This window comes from Vibrio sp. 10N.222.48.A3 (assembly GCF_041475345.1).
Classification (GTDB): Bacteria; Pseudomonadota; Gammaproteobacteria; order Enterobacterales; family Vibrionaceae; genus Vibrio; species Vibrio tasmaniensis_A.
In genome coordinates, this window is record NZ_JBFRVX010001650.1 from 1 (window position 1) to 946 (window position 946).

A 946-nucleotide genomic window follows, 5' to 3' on the forward strand; every position below is an offset into this window, starting at 1 on the left:
CATTTAAGTTCAACTTCGATGATTACAGACATCAGCATGCTTCGCGTCTTTTCTCCCTTTAATGAGCACTTCGGCGCAAGGTATTAGTTAGAATCTTCGTCCATATCGAATACGACGTTGTAGTTCTCGGTATAAGTACAGTTAGGTTGACGACTACAAGTAAAGAAACGTCGGCCTTTATAATCGCCATGGCTTGCCAGCTTGATGATCATAGGGCTGCTACATTTCTTACAGAATCGAACTTCTTTAGATGGCTCAATCAAATCGATGTGTGCTGCCAGTAACCTCTTCAAACGGCTCACTTGATAACTGTGCTTAATTGAAGCGCCAATAAGTGGAAGGCCAGCCGATTTACAAACGTGCATCAATAGCTTCTCGCGATCAACCTTTCCTTTATTCAGCTCTTTTCCATTGTCCAATTCGATGATTACGCGTGGCTCTAACGTTCGCGGGTCGCACACTACAAAGTCAAAATAACTGCGTGAGATTTTGTTGTTCGCAATAAACCAATTCTTTTTATTGTTCGCCTTAGCGGGGGCAACAATGTTAGACATGCTCACTTTAGCAAATACTTCCCCATGGTTACCCACTGCGGATTTGAGTGCGTTATAGAAGGTCGCTTGTTGCGCCGACATTAACGAGCCTTTCTTTTGATAAGCATGATCTTTGGTGTCATCATTTTTTACTAGATAGTTTTGAATAAAGTAAAAGAACACAACCAGAACAATTACAACGATAAAGATATTAGTCATTTTCCAACACAATCACATTTGTATAGGGATTAAGAGAGTGGTTAGCGTATGTAGAAAAGCGTCACGTGGCAAGCAAAAGAAGCAGAGCTGCGAATTGGAATCATGACCTTTGAACGCATTAATCGTCAGAGGCGGTCTCTTTATCGGCTTCGACAGTTCAAGACGCACATCTCCTATTTAATAATCAAATCATC

1 protein-coding gene is annotated in these 946 nt (G+C 41.3%); it reads right to left on the reverse strand.

The window, feature by feature from the left end:
- Positions 1 to 83: 83 nt before the first annotated feature.
- Complete coding sequence (locus AB4653_RS28265) at positions 84 to 752, reverse strand: DUF2726 domain-containing protein (protein WP_102258523.1); 669 nt, start codon at positions 750 to 752, stop codon at positions 84 to 86.
- Positions 753 to 946: the final 194 nt, after the last annotated feature.